The sequence below is a fragment of the Parabacteroides chinchillae genome, from assembly GCF_900108035.1.
GTDB classification, from domain to species: Bacteria; Bacteroidota; Bacteroidia; order Bacteroidales; family Tannerellaceae; genus Parabacteroides; species Parabacteroides chinchillae.
On the sequence record NZ_FNVS01000001.1, the window covers coordinates 380,966 to 400,113 of the forward strand.

Genomic DNA, 19,148 nt, shown 5'->3' on the forward strand with positions numbered 1-19,148 from the left:
AGCTGTGTATCCCAACATTATATTGTTCGATGGTATCTGCAATCTATGCAACGGAGTAGTCTGCTTTTTAATTAAGAGGGATAAAAAAGCAGTATTCCGGTTTATGCATTACCACTGTTATGAATGAGTATAGAAGAACTATATTGGTTGTATCACACGACTTGACATTCACAAAAGAGATACGAGCAAACACCAGATATTTGGAATTAGTTTAATTCATATCTTTGCAATAGAGTAAATACAATGAACATGGATATTTTGTTAGACGTACATACACATACAACAGCCAGTGGGCACGCTTTTAGCACCTTACAGGAAATGGCACAGGCTGCTGCTGAAAAGAAATTAAAAGTACTCGGAATAACAGAGCATTCGCCAGGTATTCCAGGGACTTGCGATCCGATTTATTTCCGTAATTTGCATGTTGTTCCCCGTCAAATGTACGGCGTCGAATTATTACTTGGTGCGGAGCTAAATATTATTGATTACAAAGGTTCGGTAGATTTACCGGAAAGCTATTTTCCGATGCTTGACATTAAGATTGCCGGTATACACTCTCTTTGCTATACCCCGGGAACAATAGACGAAAACACTTCAGCTATGATTGGAGCTATTCGCAATCCGGCCATCAATATAATCAGTCATCCGGGAGACGGCACTGCGTTGTTGAACTTCGAACCAATTGTATTAGCCGCTAAAGAAAGTCGTACGCTTTTGGAGATTAACAATAGTTCATTGAATCCGATAAGAAATAAGCCATCGGCACGCAAAAACAATATTGAGATATTGAAACTATGCAAGAAGTATGATATACCGGTGATATTAGGAAGTGATGCGCACATCAGTTTTGACATTGCATGCTACGATCATATTAACGAATTGCTAATGGAAACAGATTTTCCCGAAAGCCTCATCCTTAATGATAAAATAAACTACTTTAAAGCGTTTATAAATTAAGAACCGGCAGGTGGCAGTTAGTATTAAGACATAGCATCTTTCATATTTCTGCCACCTGTAAGTCTTCTGTTATTTACAATGTTCCTGAATTAATTTATCAGCAACGGGGTCGCCCAGCTCTTTCGCCTTTTGAAATGCAGCGCATGCCTCGGCTTTCTTTTCCTGTCTAATGAAACATACTCCTTTCAGACGATAACAGGCAGCAAAGTCAGGTGCAATGCTTAACGCCTTTTCTATGCTGGCTAATGCCTGATCGCAAGTTTGCATACGGATATATATAGAAGCTTCTTCTGCATAATAATTCGGATCTTGCGGACTCATCTTTATAGCTTCCCGGATATCTTTCAAAGCACCGGCCAGATCGCCTAAACGGAATTTAGCTTGTTCGCGATAATAGAAGAAAGCATCGGATACACGCCCTCCCATAAGACGATAATATAAATCGTAATCGTCTACAGCCTCTTTATATTGCATTAATTTCATTCGCAATTCCACACGTTCGAGCACATACTCCGCTGTTTCCGCAGAAGCCGTAGGCCTATTTTTGGCAATAGCACTATCCAACAACATAATTAATTCGCCCAAATTAGCACCTGGCATGTTCTCCCTTGCTTTTGCTGCCATATAATAAGAAGCAGAAGAAGCCACGTTACTGTTATTGGTTATCATATAATTTGCATATGCATCTTCATAATTCTTGCGTGCAAAATAAATATCACCCAACAATTGGTGATAAACAGGCTGATCGTCTTCCTTTATAGCTTGTTGAAGAGATTCCAAAGCAGCATCCACAGTCCAGTTTTTATCATTTAAAGTAGAATCGGCAGACACGCCGTAAATTAGCTTGGCCTTGTTAAACCACATATCACCTTTGCTTTTACTATACTTTCCGGAAGTGTTAATATCTTCCAAAGCCAAAGCAAGGAGTTTTGATTCTTCAGCCGGACCGGAAGCCAGCACAGCACGGTTATATGCATAATGTGAAGCACGATTCAGATATCCCTCGGGAACATTCGGGAAGCGGGCAATAAAATCATTCAACGTATTCAGGTATTCTTCTGCATTCTGTGTACCGGCCATAAGATAAAGAGAAACCAGCGCTTCATCCGCCGATGCCGGCCATGCCTTCCGTATTCCGATCGAAGTATAGACCGTATTAAAAGCATCCGACGACTTAAGAGCCAGGCTATTGGCATATCTGGCCGAAACAGCATACGAATTTGCATTTTTGCCGGAAGCATCATCCTGTGCAAGCCCGAACACTTCGCCATTCTCCGTAAGCATTGGAGCATTAGACTGTCCTGTCATTAGTGGAAAGCTTATTTTATAATAGCTGTAAGAGTCCTTCAGTCTGGAGACTTCTGTAATCTGCCCCTCACTAAAAGCAATATTTTTACCTGTAGAATAGGGCATCAAATAAACTTTTGTACCAGCCGGCAAGGCTTCTGAAACCAACGGCAGATAAGATACCTTTTTAGGGACAGATACCTGTACTTTTATGACATCATACAATTCGTCTGCACCAATAATAAAAGTTACCGGATAGGTATTGCCTGCCGCGTCAGTTACATTTGCTTTTTGTGCATCCTTAAAAAGAGAATAGGCCGAAAGGGCTTCTCCCGATTCACTGACAAAGAATCCCAGTCCTTTATGAAGTACCGTATTGTCTTTTTTATACGTAGTAACCGTTAATACGGCATTCTTTTCCTTCCCCATCCATTTAGGAGCTTTTTTCTGGGCAGCCAGTGTCAGGATATGGCAACATATCACCAAAAATAGTAGTACTCGTTTCATTTTATTTCATGTTATCAGATATACCTGGCAAAAATAGGGATAATTTTAGAGCACAGGCCATAACTGTACAGAAAATATAGATAATATCCTACCTTTCCGTGAGAGTGTCTCACCTTATGCCGTGAGAGTGTCTCACCCTATGCCGTGGGAATGTCTCACCCTATGCCGTGAGAGTGTCTCACCCTATGCCGTGGGAATGTCTCACCTTATGCCGTGGGAGTGCTTCACCTTTCCTGTTGTATATTTATAGGTAAAACAAGCCAGAACGAAATAAACAAGGCACTGTATCCACAACGTAATATACTCCACCGAAATCTGGGATAAAGAGGCTCCCATTGAACTTAACTGCACATATCCCAATGTTGCGGGCGAGACCGGCAGAATATAGTGGGCAACCCTCCAATACCACGGCATCAGTTCCAAAGGATAAGACACGCCTGAAAGAAAGACTAACCCGACAGAAAAAAACGCAATCATCAACAAAGGTGCTTCCGAGTCTGTGAAAAACAGGGATGCAGCCAATCCCAGAAAACTGGTAGCAAGAAGAAAAGGGATCAGCAACATGACGATTTCGAACGGATTTCCGATAGCCGGCATACCAAACAACAAGGGAATCAGTCCTAAAAGGAAACAACAAAAAATAGCATAAAGCATAACATAAACAAACGTCTTAGCCGCTACCACCCGCGCCATACGTCCGAAAGAGAGTCCCTGAGAAGCAAACCGGGCTATAGAACCCGTATGCCGTTCTCTCCCGCTTATCATTCCGATAAGCATCATTAGTGTTTGGAAAACAATAATAATCAATACTGCCGGAATCAGATAAGAACCATAACCTTCCGTGTGATTATAAAGTGCGGTTCCGACAACAGTGATTGGCTGAGCCATAGCCAGCTGCGAAGCCGCTTGTTCCGGCAGGAATACCATCATATTGGGGCGGTAGTCTTCATCCAGGGCCAGCATAGCTGCTGCAGAAGCTTCCTGCATCGACATATAATAAAGAAATGCGCTGGTAGTTTCATACATAATAAAAACAGACTGTCCGCCGCGCGAAACACGATCTTCAAAATCATCCGGAATATAAACAATACCAACCACCTGATCACGCTTCATCAGATCCTGCGCTTCTGTGTAATCCACGGCGTTAGTCAGCACCTCTACCTGAGGTGTTACATTCAGATAACGGGTAAACTGTCTGCTTAGTTCGCTGTGAGAATGATCCACCACGGCAACAGGCGCATTGCGCACCACATCCGGAGCATACATGTAATTATAAAGAAGGCCATAAACAAATATGCCACCTATCAGAACCAGTAAAATAGAGTAGCTGGTACTGATTACACGAAATTCATCATATATAATCTCTGCTATATCTGCTAGATATTTCTTCATATTCACTCAATATTTTCATACTTATGACTTAATACAGCATGTTTCAAATGTGGCAACATCAGCAAAGCAAGCAGTATATAAACAAACAATAAAGCTATACTCTGCCAGGCATAAGCAAATCCATAATCGCCATATAAAAGGTTCTGGCATATTTCCACAAAGTGCCGAACCGGGAAAAGAAAAGAAGTATAATAAACCGGAGCGTACATGGAAGCAACCGGGAAAGTTACCCCCGATAAAGTTGCCCCCAAAGATCCCACCATAGAGACAATACTGATAATAATACTAATTGCAGGAAAAAGCGAGAAGATAAACACCGCCATCGCCTGTGTAGCAATAACAAACAGGATAGCAACAAGATTAAGCGGCCAGAACCCACAGGAAAAAGGTATGTGCATTACTCCGAACAAGACATAATTTGCAAACACGCTCATGATACTGAAGATAACCGTATAAGGAAGCAACTTCCCCAACATGGCTATCACCATATTCCCACCGGCCGAGGTAATCCATTCATCTCCTGTCTTGAACTTGATTTCGCTTCCCACGGCATAAACAGTCACAAGCAATATTATTACCTGAAAGAAGATATAAAAAAAGGGTTGGCTCAAATAAACGGAGTAGTCCAAATCGGGGTTGAATAAAGGATGACTGCTCGATTTAACAGGCAGCAGGAAAGTTGTAACCTGATCCACCCCTACTCCCGCAGCCGTAGCTTGTGCTACAACGGGAGCCATTGATAAAGTACGCAAAGTAGTCTCAAATGCCGACCTTACTTCGCCTCCCACACTCAATAAAGCATAATGATAGTAGTACGACAAAACAGCCTCACGACCTGCCGTAGCATTTGCCTCGAACTGATAAGGTATGACTAAATAACCGTATATTTCTTTTGCTTGTGTAGCCTTTCGGGCAGCTTCTGCATCCGTATAATGTGCAGTAACGCGAAAAGTCGGAACAGATCCGATCTGGCGGGTAACCTCGCGCGACATCCCGGTCTGATCCTGGTCTACTATTCCTATCGGAATATTTTCCATTTGACCGTTCCCAAAGATTGTAGCCATGAAAAACACACAGAATAGAGGCAGAATGATGCATACCCCGAAGTAAAGCCTACGGGAAACCATCCTCTTCATCTCTCTTGTGAGAACCGAAACAAAATACGTCATACTCTTTACGATTATTCAATTTTCAAATTCCACAAGTACAGACATACCCGGCCTTAGCCCCTCCACTTTTGAGGTAGGAGACGCATGCAACTGAAAGGTACGAAGATCGTAACTACCGGTCTGTTTTGTAGATTTCCAGGTGGCAAAGCTGCCAAGAGGACTGATATAATAGATTTTAAATTCAATCCCTTTCTTATCGATTGCCGGAACATCTGCCAGAAATGTACCGCCCATTTTAAAGAAGGGTAAACGATCTTCACGGACATTTAATACTACATGCACATCGTCCAACACAACCAGATTCATAATCGGCATACCGGCTCCTACCAACTCACCCCGTTTAGGAAATATCGTAGAAATTTGCCCGGATTCAGGAGCAGTCAAACGTGCATCCTGCAACAGTGCTTCTACTTCCTCTACCGTTCCACGAGCAGCTTGCACCAACGAACGTGCACTTTCCTTATCCTGCAACCGAGCACCTTCAACAGCCATCTGATACTGGCTGTGTGCCGCCTTTTCATTAGCAACAGCGGCCTGATAGAGAGCTTCCACTTCATCTTTACGCTGGGAAGTAACAACGCTATCTTTATATAAAGCCTGAATCCGTTTATAAGTTGTACCGGCCAATTGCAAATCGGATTTAGATTTATTCCACAACTGCAAAAGGGAATTGATAATTTGCTTACGAGTCCCTTCATCGACCTTCTGGTGCTGGTAAATGGCAACATCTTCCATTGCATTTGCCTGCTGATACTTCGCCTGTGCTTCGGGGCTGTTTATAACAACAAGGGTATCACCCTGTTTTACAAATTGCCCTTCCTTCACAAGAAACGTATCGATACGACCGGGAAGCTTACCCGATATACGGATTTCTGTTGATTCTATCTGTCCTTGCAATATTACAGGCTTTTTACCCAATAAAGCCATACCGACAGCCGATATAATCACAACTGCTACGAGTATCACAATAAAAGAGATACTTAAATATTTCCTTGTCTTATCCATAAATTAACGTTTTTAATCTTCAGAGAATATAAAATGTTCAGTCTTACCCTCTGCTTTGTATTGCTGAAACGCTTCAGGGGTTCCGCAAACAGAAAGCAAGCTAATAAGGGCAACATCATATTGATAATAGGCCATCAAAAAAGCGGTCTTTACTTTAGAGAGCATCACTTCGGCATCCACTACTTCGGTAGATGTAGCCATTCCTTCCTGAAAAGATTTCTTACGAATACGAACAAGCTCTTCGCTCATTTCCATTGTTGTATTCAGGGCTTTAACATTATCCAGTGCATTCTGTATTTGCGAGTAGAATTTATCTACGCCAACTTCCAGGTCGGTCACCGCTTTTTCTTTTCCTAAAGCTAAAGACTGGCTGGCAAGCTTAGCCTGGCGAATCTTTTTTTCCCGGTTCAATCCGTCAAAGATGTTCCAGGTAAAACCAACACCGATCATTGTACGAGGCATAAGATATTTATCTACACCGTGCGCATATAATGTTTGCTTTCCGAATAATGCAATATTAGGAACATAAGCAGAACGCCCTATCTGCAATTCATCATGAGCCATGCTTTCCTGTAATTTCAACTGGGTTACCAAGTAATTTCCTGTAGGAATCTGTTCTTTGAAGTATTGTGCAGGAGGAATCACGTCATTTATAAATAAAGAAGAAGTTGTCTGTATATCTTTTTCAGACTCCATGTTCAACAAGGCTTTTAGTGCTTGCTGAGCAACAGACAAATCTTTACGGGCAGACTCAAGCTCACGTTTTGCCTCATCCATACTAACCTGGGCAAAAAGACGTTCGGCACGATTAATCATGCCGTTTTGTTCTAATTTGAGGGCTTGTTCATAGTGAGTCTTCAAAGATGTAAAAGTTTCCTCTTTCACATCTACAACACGCTGCCCAAGGCGTAGTCCAAAGTAATTGGTCACCAACAAGGCTTGCTGGGTAGCATCTACCTGATTACGGTTTACTTCTGCCAGATTCACCATCGTCTTCCCGATTTTATTGGCATAAATACGCTTTCCCCCAGTAAAAACAGGCCAGGTAATGTTTGCATCGATAGTTGTCAGATTCTGAGAAACCAATGGAAATGTAAGAGTATTAGCTCCTATTTTATCCAAAATAGATGAGATAAACTGGTCATCCGGCAAAATGGTATGTACAAAATCCTTTGCCGGTTCGGTAAACTGATCCAACGGCTGCTTAACCTCTACCGGATTAGACATATGGACATAAGCGCCCGCAGCAGTAAGCGAAGGATACCAAAACGAATTAAGTCTCTGATGTTCATTACGGGCTAACTCCACTTCCTTGCCGGCAATCTTCAGACTTTTATTCTCTTTATGAAGCAATTCCATGGATTGTTCCAAACTTAGTTCCAGTTTTTCTTCCTGAGCAATCAAAGAAACCGGGAAAAAAGAAAGGAATAGCATGCCGTAACAGGCTATATTATTAACCATAGTAAAATTAGTTTTGTGCGTTAAGTTTTGGTTTATAACAGATGCTAAGTGATGATTGTTCAACGCTTCCTTAGATCGGGCAAGAACCACGTAACCAAATCTAACAACGGCATATAGGCACAAACATTGTAAACAGCCTCAATTCCGAAGCGGTCTGCCATATTACCTAAAACAGCAGATGCAATGCCCGCCACGCCAAATGCAAATCCGATATGGCTTCACCCATATCGTTCATACAATGGCCGATACTCAAAGCCACCAGGATGTGAGATACGGTTTTATTGACTATCGGCGCAGTTGTTTCTCTCATTTATTTATTTTCTTTTTGATTCTTTACGTTAACGGTATTGAGCCAAATCTATCCCAGACTGTTTAATATTTGAACGTCAAAACTAAATTGTATATATGATTATAAATATTCTTCAGTGCTGCATTCCGAATTGAAAGGAAGTCGATAACTATCACTCCCAAAACAAACGCCAAAATCCCCTTATCTGCCATCATTCCGACCCCGATGTTAAAGATCAATTTCACAAAGATGCAGCCACTGAAGATATTTATCCTATAAAATTATCTTCCTCTTCCCCATCCGGTGTATGAAGTATGAAAGTCGTAGCACCAAGTGTAATAACGGCACCTTCGCCAATCCTTACCTGTTCTTTTTTACCTAATAAAACACTCCGGAGGAATGTACCTGTCAAGCTGGGAAAATCGCGTAAAGTATAAATATATTTCCCTCTGGCATCCTGTTTCACATTAATAACACAATGTTTACGTCCCATACTGGGATCACTGGTAATAACAGGAACTTCCACACCATCGGTATCTTTATTACGACGGCCTATTACATTGTCTCCCAAAACCAAAGGTAAGTCTTGCTTAAAAGCAAATATATTCTCTATCACAGAGATATAACCGCAAGAAAAATCAGGTTCTTTTACTTCCTCTTCCTCCCCTGTCTTTGTGCGCACCACTTTCCGTCCTAGTTTCACCTTAAACTGAGAACCGCATTGAGGGCAGACAAATGCAAGAACTTTTCCTTCCGGATATTTAGTTTCGTCGAACGATAATTGATTATCACATTTAGGGCAGAAAACTCTTTTCATATTCTATACTGAAATGATTCGTATTTTAATTCGATACAAAGATACACGCTTTTTTGCATTCGGAGGCATACTTTAGATTTGAATAATCAGATATGACTATCCGTATAATGAACAATTCACCTTACAAAATGGTCTTAATTAAATCAGCGTATCAATCGGGAAAAATTGATATATTTACATTGTCAGTAATAAAAACAGAATAAAAAGAATGAAAATCCTCATCCCCTCGCTCATTACCTGTCTAAGTATATTCTACAACTGTACGCCTTCCCAAAAGGAAATTGTACCCAATGAAGATATAATAATTCAGGATTCCGTTAAAACAGAAAAGGCTGATACAATAAAAGCTATACATGCCGAAAATATTACAATAGAAAAAGACTTGCTTTATGACAAACACACGTTAAAAGATACATATCCCTATAAAGATACCACCCGTCAATTTCAATGGGATAAAATACGTAAAAACCTGGCATTGCTTGAAACAATCCAGCAGAAACCATCCCAATGGGGAATACTGCAAAACTATAAGAACAGGAACGGGGAAGCGCCCCTTATCCGCAACTATATAAGAAACGCATATAAAAGAGTGTCCGACACTCTAGGGATAGAACGCTATCAGTCGGCACCTCTTTATTTATTATCAGATACAATTATCCCTGAAAAATACGGACATGATGGAGAATTAGTACGCATAAAAGGAAAAGACGGTAATTTTATACAGATAGAAACCATTTATACTCCCGGAGAATGGATGGTTCCCCAAAGATATATCGGGCTGATCAACGATACGGTAACATTTAATAAAGCCATCTTTGTTGACCGTCATAATCAGAACATTGCAACTTTGGAAAAAGCAAACGGCAAATGGCTTGTACGAAGTATGAATCCATCAACTACCGGTCTGCACAGGCCTCCTTATGCTCAAGAAACGCCATTAGGGATTTTTGTTATTCAAGAAAAGAAACCCAAAATGATTTATCTCGTGGACGGTTCACAAGAAACCGGAGGCTTTGCCCCTTATGCCAGTCGTTTCACCGACGGAGCTTATATACATGGGGTTCCGGTAAATGCACCCCGTACCGCACCGATAGAATACAGTCCGTCATTGGGTACAACTCCCCGCTCCCACATGTGTGTACGAAATGCAACGTCTCACGCGAAATTTATATATGGCTGGACACCTGTTAACGAAACAATTGTTTTTGTATTAGAGTAAAAATCATATCTTTGCGACATTATTATTTCTGTTTATGCTAAAATTAATATTATATCTGTGTCTGCTTTTCATACCGGCCAACTACATGTCTACCCGGAATACCGGCAAATATGACTTACCCAAGCCTGATTTATATTCTGCAACTTCAGAATGCCGGAAGCTTTACCAAATTATGGGGCTGGAAAACCATATTAACTACATTGCATTTGAAAAAGCTTACACCGGATTCAAGAAAATTGACAGAAAAGACAAAGGCATCATTACACTGATTGATTTTACCAAACCATCCACCGAAGAACGATTATATGTACTTGACATCAAACATCATAAACTCCTGTTCTCTTCACTTGTATCGCACGGAAAAAATAGCGGAAACAATTATGCCACCTCATTTTCCAATGAAAACGGTTCCTATAAAAGTTCATTAGGATTCTATATCACCGGAAACACCTATCAAGGCAAAAACGGTTATTCTCTTATACTTAACGGATTAGAGAAAGGAATAAACGACAATGCAAAAGAACGCGCTATCGTAATTCATGGAGCAGATTATGCTAACCCTTCCGCAATTGCTTCCGGTCGTTTGGGGCGTAGCTTCGGATGTCCGGCCTTGCCACAATCTTTATGTAAACCCATTATCAATACAATAAAAGGGGGAACGGTTCTTTTTATTTATGCAGAAGATCCCAAATACCTGAGTCAAAGTCGTTTTTTATCTTCCGGCAATCCAACATCGTGACCGGAAGATGACAAAAACATAATTCTCACTTAGTCCGGGAAGTAAGTTTATTCTCCAATAATCTATATAAATTAGACAGAATATAAGAATCTACATTATCGACCGACAATTCATAATTAACCCAAAAGTTTTGCTTTCCGCTTCCTATCAAAGCTGTCTTTGCGTTAAACAGCAAGTGGTAATCATATAATTCCGGTATCCCGGATAACAAGTACAAATCATCCAGACACTGTACAACCTCTAAGACAGACCGTTTTCCACGATCTTGTTCCATTAACAAAAACCATATATAATTACTCAATACTTCTTCATTGGTTTGTTCCATATTAAACTCCCGGATAAGAACATTCATCCGTTCTTTCAAATCCGTTTGATTATCAGGAAAAGCACCAGAAGCTAAACACTTCATCGTTTTATTAATAAAGCCCGCTTTAAGCATATCATTAGCCCATTCCACCCATCTTTGATTAATAATATCCTCTCCGAAAACAGTCAATGCCAGGATTTCGCATGTAACCGGCACTTTAGTTACAATATCCTTATAACTATAGAGAGTACACGGATGCAAAGAAAAACGTTGTACTACATAAAGCAATTGTTCTATATCATTATGTAAGTCTAGTTTTGGAAATAATTTTACCGGTACTCCGAAATAAGCCATATCAGACTGAATCAAAAAAATACATTTACCATCCAGATAGGCATCTATATTCTTTATATATTCCTCCTCTTTTCCGGGAGTAACAGGCAAATAATAAGGAATGATCATACAAATAAGCAATTTTTCCCGTCCCGATTTATCCTTTTCCTGATAAATTCCCGTTCTGAAAACATAATCATTTTTTATACATTCGAACTGAGCTTGTTCGACCTGTTTTATCGGCTCGTCCCAATCATAGCGTTCCAAAACGTCAAACATCAGTTTTCTTAAAAGCTTTGGCTTTCTGTAATTATTAATATAAGTTAGCAACAACACCAATGGGAGACCAAACATAAAAGGAAGGAAGGATACAGAAACCAACAACTCATAAGGCATATTGCCTGATAAGAAACCAGTAATAAGTAATATAATTACACATGGGGTACAAAACAAAATCACCAGTGACAAAGAATAAATCCACCAGCCTTTATATGTTTTAAATTCAAGTTTACCTATTTCATCTATATCATTTATAAGCAATGATAAGTATTGTTTAATATCAGCAAATGATATTTTATCTTCTCTCAATTCCATGATTTTCTTTTAGAAGTTATAAAGATAGCACATACCAACCAGAATTACAGCAGCTCTTAAAACAAAAACTAATTCATAATTATGACTTTTAAAAATTATAACTATGAATCGATAAAAACATTATTATGATTATATTCATTTGAAATAAAACGGCAAGTATATAAAAAAGAAAAGGTCATCCTCACGGACAACCAATCTTCATTGTTAACCTTAAATCTAATACCATGAAAAACACGATGCAAATATAACAGTTATATGTTATACAGCATACTATATCGTCTAAAAATAGTATCTTATTAACTTTATTTAGTCAAAACATGCTCTAAAACATATCTTACTGCTATTAAAACCTCTCTTTATTGAACAAATTTCACATCGATGCCTTTATCTTCCTTTGCTTTTAATCCTAAAACACGCCCTTGCTGATTTACCTTTCCGGTAATAAATTCGGGTATATTATATGACTTCATAAAACGAAAATAAAATTCCGGGTCTTCCTGAGGCAGTAAAAATGGCTTGTGTGCCTGTCCATCCTCATCAACATAAGCAAAGAAAGGACGGGTGTAAAGTCCGTCAATCCGTCGGCTACTAAATACAATCCAACGGCTGTTACTACTCCACGAATGATAACTTTCCACATCATCACTATTTACTATATTCAATGGATATATATTATTAGTAGCCAGACCCAGCATATACAAATCGGCATCTTTATGCCAGATAGAAAAGTTGCCGTAACCGGACAAAGTAAAAAGTAAATACTTCCCATCCGGAGAAACCCGGGGAAAAGAAACACTCTTTCCATCAGCAACTGCATTATATAAAGTATCGACTGTAGTTCCGAACCGACGCGCAGAAGGGTCGAAAGACACAGAACACAAACTATATTTCACCTCATTATATTCTCTTGGCATCGGACGGGCTTGAGCCGTACAGAAAAAAAGCCTTTTACCATCCGGCGAGAAGGTCGGAAATGTTTCGAATGAAGATTCTGAAGAAAGCAAAGGAGATGTTACGATCTCATGCTTTTCGGTATCATAGACCACTACATCAGAAGCAGAATCAAACACTTCCACCCGATTCTTATCATTCATATGGAATGACTGTTTTGTTTTATTTACGGAAAAAGCGACATACTTTCCCGAAGGATGCCAAGAAGGATAAACTAGCGGCGAAATAGTCTGTTCCGTCTTCGTATTCAGCTTTTCCACTTTGTCGCCATCTATCAATATAGTACACGGATAAGTCTCACGCATGTGGAAAAGCATCTTATCCGGATTCTGCATACAAAAAGAGTGACAGTTCATACAATTATTACCACTCATTTTATTCTCTACAATTGCATCTTCCGTATAATTCTCAAGATTACGCTGATAGATTCCCATGTGATTCCAAAGTTCATAACCCGGCTCGATTAAACGATACGCCAGCCAGGAATCAATCGGTTCGTTTGCCACATCAATATTAAAAGGTGCATAAGCAATCCATTCGCCATCCACCTTTGCCTGAATAGTTACACCAATACTTTTGCCTGTTGATAACTGCAATATTTTTTTCCATTTAGATGCGGGTATGACAAAGCTATTCCCTTTTTTTGCCTTTACTTCAATCGTTTCAGTTTCTGAAGTAATCAAAGCCCGGGCATCCTGGCACTGATTTTTCAATTCAAAATTCAGAGGAGCAATGTTGGAAGGAATTGTTACACCTACATAATCAGGAAATATCACAGGTTGCACTTCCAGATTTTTCTTCACCAGTACCGGTTCGGAGCAAGCCATCAAAAGGGCTAACATCCACAAATATATCGTTTGTTTATTCATCATTCCTCCTATTTAAACATATAATAGAACCAATAGGTGTCACCATACGAACGCCCTAACAATCCAGGCAAAGCATTCGGATTATTCCGGTTAGCAAGCACTTGCCTTTTATATTCATCAAAACGCTTTACAATAGACTCCGAAACACCAAAACGTTTCCAGTAATCAGATTCTCTTTCCGACAATGTTATTACAGCTTCCTGATAACTGGTTGGCAATACAGGAAGCAGGTCCGTACCGTAATATGTCTCTATCATATTCTTAAACTTATCCATATCCTTCATTAACAGATAAAATACGCCCAAATATTGAAATGCGGCTTTATTTGCGGGATTCTGTTCCGCCATCAACCGGAGATCAGCATCAAAACCGTCTATCTGAGACAAAATACTATTTTTCAAAAGTCCTTTTCGCATATTACCCAGCAATGGATCACTCTCTACTTCAGCATCATTATAAAGAAATTTACGTTGTTCTTTTGCCCAATCTCTATAATAAAGCGTATTTTCCAGAACGGCTATATATTTTTCAGCAACCGGATAAGTACCATATATTAAATTGGTTTGCACTAAACGTTTCATCATACGCGGGTTACCATCACACAAAGAACCCAGATTGCTCTCAAACGCCATTTCCTGTGCAATTGCCACATTGCCCATTGCAAAATAAACATCACTCAGCAAAGTTGAAACATTTGCCGATTTATTCCAAGTGACAGCCAATCCTTGCGGTCCACGCTGGTCATATTTAAAAGCATCCTCTGCCAACTGCCCTTTATGTGCAAGCGCCATATTTGCATAACACATATAAAGATAGTTTGTCATCGGCTTTCTGCACATTTCCAATATTTTATCCCATTGTTCGGTACGAGCATAATAGTCCATCGTCTTCATCTGATAAGACTTGCTATCACCATACTTTTCTACACCTTTCCAGAAAAGGAAACAGATTAACAAAATCTGGATCGCACTTGCAATCACCAGCATTTTTCCTTTTAGTTCATTTTTATGCCGTAAAATAAAAACGATCAACAATGATAACAAAAAAGACAACCATGAATAATAAATAACTTTATCCGGTACCAAACGTACATGATAATAGGCATCGGGCAAGAATGCAAAACGATATTCCCCGATAAAAGAGAAATAAACACTACCTATTCCAAGTAACAAGGCAATAAATCCCGTACCAAGAAAATAATACCAGCAAGAAGTTCGATTGATTACTTCACACAACATAATAGCCAAAGCAAACAAGCTAAAAACGGCACCTGCAAAAAAGAATAATAAAATAGTAGCAACGAGACTCGCAACCAACCGGTATATAACCGGTTTTATCTTCAACACTCCATATAGAACCAATAACATCATGCCCAAGGCAATCGTCCCTTGTAATATATAGTTATTATCAAAATGAACAAATAACAATGTCAGAACCGGAAGCAAAGGTAGTATAAACAAGTGTGTTTTCGGGTCGATCTGCTTCAGTACCATGCTAGTAAGAAGCCCAATCATAGTTAGCAGTGCCGCAGTAATAACTGCTCCTGCATACGGTACAATAAAAAACTGCACCAAACTTTCAGTGATAACCAAAGCCAAGCCTCCAGGCTTCATCAACATCTCTGAAATGGATGGCCAGGAAATCTGAAACAGTTGATTTTGTTCAACACTATAAAAATGAAATTCACTGAATACCGATAAAAAAATACTCAGGGACAAGAATATAATCAGATAAAATAAAATATCCGGTAATTTTTTCATAACATTGAAGTATTAAGCATGTTTCACCAGTTGAAAACGTTTATCAACGCAAGCCGGTAATTCATGCGGATAGTGGGTCACATATATCAGCGTCTTTCCCGGACGTGAACAAAATTGTTCTATTATATCAGCAGCTTTTTTCTTATTGCTCACGTCCAGTCCATGAAGCGGTTCATCCAGAATTATTAAATCAGGATCTTTCACAAATGCACGGGCCAACAAAGCCAAACGTTGTTCGCCCGACGAAAGAGTAGGGAATGGTCGGTCTTTCAAATCCCCAATGCCAAATACCTGCATCCATGCCAATGCAATCCCCTGTTGTTCCTCATTACATTTACGATACAAACCAATAGAATCAAAAAAACCGGAACCGACAATATTAATAGTCGGAACATTTTCCATATAATAAAGGTGCATTTCCGGAGAAACATACCCTATTCTCTTTTTAATGTCCCAAATACTTTCGCCAGAACCACGTTTCCGGTCAAACAGATAAAGCGTATTAGCGTATGATTGCGGATTATCGGCATATACAAGGCTGAGCAAAGTAGATTTACCAGCACCATTCGGACCAAACAAAGCCCATTTTTCGCCATTCTTTACTTCCCAGTCAATATCTTTCAGAATAGTTCGGGTTCCATACTTAATACAAACATGTTCCATACGAAAAGTAACCTCGTGCGTGGAAGGCTCTTTTTCACCTCCATTCGGAAGAAAAACAAATTTCTCTCGAGAGAAACCAGATTTTCTCTCGGATGGAAACAATTTTGCAACTAGTTCCGCATCCTGCAAAAACTGAGTACGCGACATCGGTTTCAGTATATTCCGGTTATAAACAGGAAGCACATCCGTTATCATTTCAGGTATGTCATTCGGATTAGAAAGCAGCAAAACAACCTGTACGCTTTCCAACTTTGTCATCTGCTGAAGCATCTCCACCAACAAATCGCGCGAAGGAGCATCTAATCCGATAAACGGATTATCGAGAATAAGAATACGGGGACGGCTTAACAATGTTCTTACAACCAAAAACTTCCGTAATTCGCCACTGGATAAGAATATTAATTTTTTAGGCAATAATTCTTCTATTCCGAAAAGAGATAGCACTTTTGCTAATTCTTCCGTATCTATATAATCCTTCAATATTTCCTCAACCGTAGGCATTTCATCTGTTTCCGTAGAATGCCAACGTTGTTGGTAATAAGAATTACGGCAATCTGCCAACGAATAAATATCTTTAAAAGCAATGCATTTAACCAGTTCGCTCACTTTTCCGTCATAGCCGAACACAACATCACCCTCTTTAATCGCAAACTTACGTTGCATCATATCCGCAATCAACGTTTTACCAGCTCCATTCGGGCCGATAACAGCCCATTGCTGTCCTTCTTCTATATCCCAATTGACAGGCGCAGCAAAACGTAGCTCCGGTAAACGGGTCACAACCTGTTGTATACTTACTATTTTCTTCCGATTATCCATTTTCTTTTTGTACTTACAGATATCAGCTGATCCGCGTTCCTTTTCCATTATGTATTTCGGATGCCTGCGTAATAATTACCTGTTTAACACCTGCATCTATTGCCTGATAAGCATTTTCCAGCTTCGGAATCATACCACCCTGAATAATGCCTTGTTCCACATACTTTTTAAACGTATTCCGGTCTATCTCAGGTATAACGCTTTCGTCATCATTTTCATCCAACAATACACCTTTCTTTTCAAAGCAGAACATCAAAGTAACGTCAAAATGCTTTGCTAAAGCTTTTGCAGCTTCTCCGGCAATCGTATCGGCATTGGTATTCAGCATATTTCCCTGTTTATCATGTGTCAACGGAGCCAATACCGGCACAATATCCTGATGAATAAGCGATGCCAACAAGTCTGCATTCACCTCCTTTACATCACCAACAAAACCATAGTCAACTTCCGCCACCGGACGTTTATCCGAACGCATCAGGTTCATATCTGCACCGGTTAAACCCAAAGCATTCACGCCCAAAGCTTGTAAACCGGCAACTATATTTTTATTTACCAAGCCGCCATATACCATAGTCACAACTTTCAATGTTTCAGCATCCGTAATACGGCGGCCATTTACCATTTTGCTTTCAATACCCAATTGTGTAGCCAGTTTAGTTGCCGAACGCCCGCCGCCATGCACCAGCACTTTATATCCTTCTATAGCCGAAAAATCATGAAGCAAACTGCGAAGCGTACTTTCTTCTTCCACAATCTTTCCGCCCACCTTTACCAAAGTAAGTTTTTCCATTTATTTATACGCACTAATTATTTTTGCGCTCAAAGTTACTAAAAAAAGAAAGATTTATATACTTTTGCATCATCCAACGCGGTAGTAGCTCAGTTGGTAGAGCATCAGCTTCCCAAGCTGAGGGTCGTGGGTTCGAGCCCCATTTACCGCTCAATCTGATAATCAGCAAGTTATTATCACACACACTTTATTGTCCTTTAATCCATTTCGCAAAACTTTCAAAGGGACCTAAATTAAATTCCGATCTGTATAAATCCACATTCAAAGAATCAAGCAATGGAACAAAAACAACCTCTCCATTCAATACACGATATTGTGTTCCGTATTTTTGAACGCCTTTTCTGATTGATAAAATTTTATCTTCAAAATTAGGATATAACTGAACTTCTAATTCTCCGTTTTTCACCGCTTGCCTGATAATGCCTAATTTATTTTCGAGCACTTCGATCGGAGCATGAAGATAAATTAAATACATGGTTAACTTTGATTTTTTTGTTTTCAAACTGTTTCCTAAAAAGCCATTATTATCCATCAACTTATTTACATATTCCAAATTTTTATCATCAATAATTCTCATGCTATCCAATATTATTTTCGCCTCTGCAGATTCAGTATCTTTTCCTTTACGAAGAATCTCATTCTCGAACTGTTCACGAATATCTTGGTCCAATTTGAAAACTGAATCAAGTCCTTCACTGACTCTATATAACAACGAATCTCTTTTCCTGACTTTATCCAAGCAAAGATTGAAACGGACTTCATCGAAAGAAGGAAAATTTGTATTCTTTTTCATATGATCATAATAAGAATACCCTTTATTTACAGACATCTCCAACATTTCAAAAGCTAATCTCTTTTGTCCCAACCTTGCTGCAAGTGCTCCCGCATCATACAAATGCCTCGGATTCTGTGGAGTTTCTTCTTTAAATGCTTTTAAAAGATAAACTAATGCCAACGAATCATTTTCATCTACATACATATATGCAGAATCCTTCAATTCGTTATATACTGTATTGACAACCATAGCTCCTTCTACTTGATTATCTCCGTATGAAGAAGTTATAAAAACAAATAGTAGTATAACAAAGCTAAATACACAAATTATTTTCGTCATATTCTTCATAAACATTATATTTACATTTTAAAGGTTTAGCATATATATTTGACGGATCTGATGTATATACCCTACAGTCTAAACACATATATCTGTAAACGCATAT

At 39.3% G+C, this 19,148-nt stretch carries 17 protein-coding genes, 1 tRNA gene and 1 pseudogene; 5 read left to right on the plus strand and 14 right to left on the minus strand.

The window, feature by feature from the left end:
* The first annotated feature begins 4 nt into the window (after positions 1 to 4).
* Both C4S38_RS01510 and C4S38_RS01515 read left to right on the plus strand, forming a co-directional pair.
* Positions 5 to 127, plus strand: a complete 123-nt coding sequence (locus tag C4S38_RS01510) for a DCC1-like thiol-disulfide oxidoreductase family protein (RefSeq protein ID WP_200817928.1) — start codon at positions 5 to 7, stop codon at positions 125 to 127.
* Between the two features lie 122 nt (positions 128 to 249).
* Entirely contained in the window at positions 250 to 957 is a 708-nt protein-coding gene (locus tag C4S38_RS01515) for a phosphatase (RefSeq protein ID WP_103982251.1), read from the plus strand.
* A 69-nt stretch (positions 958 to 1,026) separates the two neighbouring features.
* Here the strand turns inward: C4S38_RS01515 and C4S38_RS01520 are convergent, their stop codons facing one another.
* The 8 genes and pseudogenes from C4S38_RS01520 to C4S38_RS01550 all read right to left on the minus strand — a co-directional run bounded on the left by C4S38_RS01520 (position 1,027) and on the right by C4S38_RS01550 (position 8,884).
* Positions 1,027 to 2,751: a tetratricopeptide repeat-containing S1 family peptidase gene (locus C4S38_RS01520; protein ID WP_103982252.1), complete on the minus strand. Its 1,725-nt coding sequence runs from the start codon at positions 2,749 to 2,751 to the stop codon at positions 1,027 to 1,029.
* Between the two features lie 201 nt (positions 2,752 to 2,952).
* Entirely contained in the window at positions 2,953 to 4,143 is a 1,191-nt protein-coding gene (locus C4S38_RS01525; RefSeq protein ID WP_103982253.1) for an ABC transporter permease, read from the minus strand.
* A 2-nt stretch (positions 4,144 to 4,145) separates the two neighbouring features.
* Positions 4,146 to 5,312 (minus strand): ABC transporter permease, encoded by a 1,167-nt coding sequence (locus C4S38_RS01530; protein WP_099465042.1) that lies wholly within the window; start codon positions 5,310 to 5,312, stop codon positions 4,146 to 4,148.
* Between the two features lie 15 nt (positions 5,313 to 5,327).
* A complete protein-coding gene (locus C4S38_RS01535; RefSeq protein ID WP_103982254.1) occupies positions 5,328 to 6,317 on the minus strand; it encodes an HlyD family secretion protein in 990 nt (329 codons plus the stop codon).
* Positions 6,318 to 6,329: 12 nt separating this feature from the next.
* A complete protein-coding gene (locus tag C4S38_RS01540) occupies positions 6,330 to 7,778 on the minus strand; it encodes a TolC family protein (RefSeq protein WP_103982255.1) in 1,449 nt (482 codons plus the stop codon).
* 59 nt (positions 7,779 to 7,837) lie between these two features.
* Positions 7,838 to 7,987: pseudogene (locus C4S38_RS01545) on the minus strand (MFS transporter); the annotation flags it as partial.
* Entirely contained in the window at positions 7,945 to 8,088 is a 144-nt protein-coding gene (locus C4S38_RS15760; protein WP_160034620.1) for a hypothetical protein, read from the minus strand. The gene C4S38_RS15760 and the pseudogene C4S38_RS01545, both read right to left, overlap by 43 nt.
* Before the next feature lie 247 nt (positions 8,089 to 8,335).
* Positions 8,336 to 8,884: an FHA domain-containing protein gene (locus C4S38_RS01550; RefSeq protein WP_103982256.1), complete on the minus strand. Its 549-nt coding sequence runs from the start codon at positions 8,882 to 8,884 to the stop codon at positions 8,336 to 8,338.
* A 208-nt stretch (positions 8,885 to 9,092) separates the two neighbouring features.
* Between C4S38_RS01550 and C4S38_RS01555 the strand changes: the two genes are divergently transcribed.
* Both C4S38_RS01555 and C4S38_RS01560 read left to right on the plus strand, forming a co-directional pair.
* Positions 9,093 to 10,103: a L,D-transpeptidase gene (locus C4S38_RS01555; protein ID WP_103982257.1), complete on the plus strand. Its 1,011-nt coding sequence runs from the start codon at positions 9,093 to 9,095 to the stop codon at positions 10,101 to 10,103.
* 34 nt (positions 10,104 to 10,137) lie between these two features.
* Complete coding sequence (locus tag C4S38_RS01560) at positions 10,138 to 10,842, plus strand: murein L,D-transpeptidase catalytic domain family protein (protein WP_103982258.1); 705 nt, start codon at positions 10,138 to 10,140, stop codon at positions 10,840 to 10,842.
* A 25-nt stretch (positions 10,843 to 10,867) separates the two neighbouring features.
* Here C4S38_RS01560 and C4S38_RS01565 read toward each other — a convergent pair whose 3' ends face one another.
* From C4S38_RS01565 to argB, 5 genes are all read right to left on the minus strand, one after another.
* Complete coding sequence (locus C4S38_RS01565; protein ID WP_103982259.1) at positions 10,868 to 12,076, minus strand: hypothetical protein; 1,209 nt, start codon at positions 12,074 to 12,076, stop codon at positions 10,868 to 10,870.
* 356 nt (positions 12,077 to 12,432) lie between these two features.
* Positions 12,433 to 13,896 carry a TolB family protein gene (locus tag C4S38_RS01570; protein ID WP_103982260.1) on the minus strand — a complete coding sequence of 488 codons (1,464 nt, stop codon included), beginning with the start codon at positions 13,894 to 13,896 and terminating at the stop codon, positions 12,433 to 12,435.
* Positions 13,897 to 13,904: 8 nt separating this feature from the next.
* Entirely contained in the window at positions 13,905 to 15,656 is a 1,752-nt protein-coding gene (locus C4S38_RS01575) for a DUF6057 family protein (RefSeq protein WP_103982261.1), read from the minus strand.
* Positions 15,657 to 15,668: 12 nt separating this feature from the next.
* Positions 15,669 to 17,138 (minus strand): ATP-binding cassette domain-containing protein, encoded by a 1,470-nt coding sequence (locus C4S38_RS01580; protein ID WP_103982321.1) that lies wholly within the window; start codon positions 17,136 to 17,138, stop codon positions 15,669 to 15,671.
* 22 nt (positions 17,139 to 17,160) lie between these two features.
* Positions 17,161 to 17,928: an acetylglutamate kinase gene (gene argB / locus C4S38_RS01585; RefSeq protein ID WP_103982262.1), complete on the minus strand. Its 768-nt coding sequence runs from the start codon at positions 17,926 to 17,928 to the stop codon at positions 17,161 to 17,163.
* 78 nt (positions 17,929 to 18,006) lie between these two features.
* On the opposite strand from argB, the gene C4S38_RS01590 reads away from it, so the two are divergent.
* Positions 18,007 to 18,079: transfer RNA gene (locus tag C4S38_RS01590), tRNA-Gly, on the plus strand.
* A 36-nt stretch (positions 18,080 to 18,115) separates the two neighbouring features.
* Here C4S38_RS01590 and C4S38_RS01595 read toward each other — a convergent pair.
* Positions 18,116 to 19,051, minus strand: a complete 936-nt coding sequence (locus C4S38_RS01595) for a DUF6624 domain-containing protein (RefSeq protein WP_103982263.1) — start codon at positions 19,049 to 19,051, stop codon at positions 18,116 to 18,118.
* Positions 19,052 to 19,148 lie beyond the last annotated feature (97 nt).

What these genes read in the sequence shown, in the direction of transcription:
- C4S38_RS01515 (WP_103982251.1), top strand. Translation starts at nt 250, where the DNA reads ATGGATATTTTGTTAGACGTACATACACATACAACAGCCAGTGGGCAC.
- C4S38_RS01520 (WP_103982252.1), bottom strand. Translation starts at nt 2,751, where the DNA reads ATGAAACGAGTACTACTATTTTTGGTGATATGTTGCCATATCCTGACA.
- C4S38_RS01525 (WP_103982253.1), bottom strand. Translation starts at nt 4,143, where the DNA reads ATGAAGAAATATCTAGCAGATATAGCAGAGATTATATATGATGAATTT.
- C4S38_RS01530 (WP_099465042.1), bottom strand. Translation starts at nt 5,312, where the DNA reads ATGACGTATTTTGTTTCGGTTCTCACAAGAGAGATGAAGAGGATGGTT.
- C4S38_RS01535 (WP_103982254.1), bottom strand. Translation starts at nt 6,317, where the DNA reads ATGGATAAGACAAGGAAATATTTAAGTATCTCTTTTATTGTGATACTC.
- C4S38_RS01540 (WP_103982255.1), bottom strand. Translation starts at nt 7,778, where the DNA reads ATGGTTAATAATATAGCCTGTTACGGCATGCTATTCCTTTCTTTTTTC.
- C4S38_RS15760 (WP_160034620.1), bottom strand. Translation starts at nt 8,088, where the DNA reads ATGAGAGAAACAACTGCGCCGATAGTCAATAAAACCGTATCTCACATC.
- C4S38_RS01550 (WP_103982256.1), bottom strand. Translation starts at nt 8,884, where the DNA reads ATGAAAAGAGTTTTCTGCCCTAAATGTGATAATCAATTATCGTTCGAC.
- C4S38_RS01555 (WP_103982257.1), top strand. Translation starts at nt 9,093, where the DNA reads ATGAAAATCCTCATCCCCTCGCTCATTACCTGTCTAAGTATATTCTAC.
- C4S38_RS01560 (WP_103982258.1), top strand. Translation starts at nt 10,138, where the DNA reads ATGCTAAAATTAATATTATATCTGTGTCTGCTTTTCATACCGGCCAAC.
- C4S38_RS01565 (WP_103982259.1), bottom strand. Translation starts at nt 12,076, where the DNA reads ATGGAATTGAGAGAAGATAAAATATCATTTGCTGATATTAAACAATAC.
- C4S38_RS01570 (WP_103982260.1), bottom strand. Translation starts at nt 13,896, where the DNA reads ATGAATAAACAAACGATATATTTGTGGATGTTAGCCCTTTTGATGGCT.
- C4S38_RS01575 (WP_103982261.1), bottom strand. Translation starts at nt 15,656, where the DNA reads ATGAAAAAATTACCGGATATTTTATTTTATCTGATTATATTCTTGTCC.
- C4S38_RS01580 (WP_103982321.1), bottom strand. Translation starts at nt 17,138, where the DNA reads ATGGATAATCGGAAGAAAATAGTAAGTATACAACAGGTTGTGACCCGT.
- argB (WP_103982262.1), bottom strand. Translation starts at nt 17,928, where the DNA reads ATGGAAAAACTTACTTTGGTAAAGGTGGGCGGAAAGATTGTGGAAGAA.
- C4S38_RS01595 (WP_103982263.1), bottom strand. Translation starts at nt 19,051, where the DNA reads ATGAAGAATATGACGAAAATAATTTGTGTATTTAGCTTTGTTATACTA.